We start from the raw sequence: 2,298 nt of genomic DNA, 5'->3' as shown, positions 1-2,298 counted from the left end.
GCACGGCGCGGTCGTTCTCGAACTGGACGGCCGCTACCTGCCCGGGTCCGATCTGGACCGGACCTGGTCGGCCCTGGGGGCCGCGGTGGGGGGGCCCGGGGGGCCCGGCGGCGTCGACGACGTGGACGTCGGCACGAAGGCACTCCTCTCGACGGTGACCTCGCCGACGTGGTGGGCGGCGCCCGGCGGCGCGGAACGCCGTCCCGGCCGCGCGAGGGCGAGCCGCGACGCTACTGGGCCACCTGCACCCACGTCGCGACCGACGGCACGTTCGCCCCGTTGTCGACGAAGAGCATGTACCAGTCACCCGGAAGGACGTTCGGGTTGGCCGGCACGCTTACCGTGACGGTACCGTCCGCCTGCGCGGTGATCGGCAAGGCCACCGACCGTTGTTCCGTATCGGTGACATGCGTGTACGCCCCGGGCCGGAGGAGGCGCACCTTGCCGACCCGCTGCGAGGTCCGGAAGGAGATCGTGGTACCCCGCGTGACCGCGCCCGGCGCGCCGGAGACCACCGGGCGCGGTCCGGCGTACAGGTACGGCGGGGAGTAGACCTCCACCCGGGTGTCGAACGTGTTGTCGTCGGTGAGCGGGTTCGAGCCGAAGACCGCCACCCGGCCGTCGGGCAGCAACAGGTACTCGGAGTGGTAGTCGCGGCCCACGTGCGGGTCGGCGACCTGGCGGAACGTGTTCGTCACCGGGTTGTAGATCTCGGCGGTGAGGGTGTCCTTCGCGCGGTAGCGCCGCGAGCCGCCGGAGACGAGCACCGTGTCGTCGGGCAGCACCACCGCGCCCGGGTAGCGCTTGGGCGAGCTGAGGTCCGGGCCGCGCACCCAGGCGGGATTCGGGGTGGTCAGGTCGACGATCGCGGTGCGGTCGGTGGCCACCTGGGTGTCGCCGACGCCGCCGCCGCCGATGAACATGATCTTCTGGTCCTGGGCCGGGGCGAGCAGGACGGTGCCGGCCGTCTCGTTGACCTCCGGTAGCGGCAGGCCGGGAACGGCCTGGAAGTTGTTGTTCGTCAGGTTCCACAGGCCGGACTGGCGGGCCGCCAGCGACGCCGGGCCGTAGCCGGCGTTGGCGCCGGAGAAGAACAGCCGGCCATCCGCCGCCAGCAGCAGCGACGGGTAGGTCGGGAACTCCTTGCGCAGGTTCGGATGCTCCATCCAGCTGGCGCTTGGCGCGTCGTAGGTCTCGGTGTTGCCCGGGTCGATGTCGCCGTTCTCGTTGAGCCCGGAGACGGCGACCACCGCGCCGTTGGCGAGGGTGACCAGTGTCGGGTACCAGCGGGCGTGCTGGAGGAAGCCGGTCTTCACGAACCGCTCGCCGATCGGGTCGAACAGGTAGGCGTCCTTGAGCCCCTTGTACTCCTTCTTCTTTCCGTCCGGCGAGTCCGCGGCGAGGACCTCGTACGCCTTCGTCCCACCGGCGATGAGCAGGTCACCGTTGGGCAGGAAGGCGTGCCCGGCGCAGAAGACGTCCCAGGGAGTGATGATCTTCTGGAAGGTGTTCGCGGTCGGGTCCCACAGGACGGTCTCGAACCGTTTGGCGTCGAAGTTCTTCTTGTCGTTGCCGGATCCCGCCATCAGCAGCACCTTGCCGGTGCGCAGCAACGCCGCGTGGATCGACCGCGAACCGCTGTCCGCGACGATGTCCCAGCGCCCGTTGGCCCGCATGTAGTCGGGCTTGTGCGCCTGCCACGCGTCGTACTGGTCCGACGCCCACGAGCTGACGTAGGGCATGTTGCCCATGAGGACGACCAGCACGATGATCCCGGCCTGCAGGATCCGCCGGCGCCGCCGGGACGCCGACGGCGTGGCGACCACGGGGGTCATCCGCGGGTCATCGACGTGCGCGGGGCGGTGCACGACGGGCAGGTCGGAGTACGTCGGCGAGTCGTCGCCCTGCACATGGCGGCCAGGACGACCGGCGCGGTCGGGCATCAGCCCAGCTCCTCGAGCAGGCCGTCGAGGGACACCCGGCGCCGCCGCGGCGTGAGCCGCATCGTCACGTCCTCGACGTAGGCGGGCTGGTCGCCCGCGGCGGCGGCGACGCCGGCGAGCACCTCCCGGCGGGGGGTCAGCATGGTCTCGTGCTCCGCGTAGGTGGGCTCGCCACCGACGGGTGCGGGGTCGGCGGCGCGCGTGGGCTGGGGCCTGTCGTCGGGGTAGGCGGGCGGATCGTCGGGGGCGGGGCGGTCCCGGTCCCGATCCTCGCCGGCACGGCCGGCGCGGCGGCCCGGATCGCCGTCGTTCGGCGCCGGCACGGTCCGCGTGATCATCGTGTCCTGGTCGACGC

Annotated in this window: 1 protein-coding gene and 1 pseudogene; both read right to left on the bottom strand. The window is 72.0% G+C overall.

Annotation, left to right across the window (positions count from 1 at the left end):
• Positions 1-230: 230 nt before the first annotated feature.
• Positions 231-1,943, bottom strand: a complete 1,713-nt coding sequence (locus MXD58_RS29475) for a galactose oxidase early set domain-containing protein (RefSeq protein WP_248840287.1) — start codon at positions 1,941-1,943, stop codon at positions 231-233.
• A pseudogene (locus MXD58_RS29470) lies at positions 1,943-2,298 on the bottom strand (glycosyltransferase family 2 protein); the annotation flags it as partial. The gene MXD58_RS29475 and the pseudogene MXD58_RS29470, both read right to left, overlap by 1 nt.

The sequence above is a fragment of the Frankia sp. AgKG'84/4 genome, from assembly GCF_023242965.2.
Classification (GTDB): domain Bacteria; phylum Actinomycetota; class Actinomycetes; order Frankiales; family Frankiaceae; genus Frankia.
This window is presented reverse-complemented; position numbering and strand designations above follow the sequence as displayed.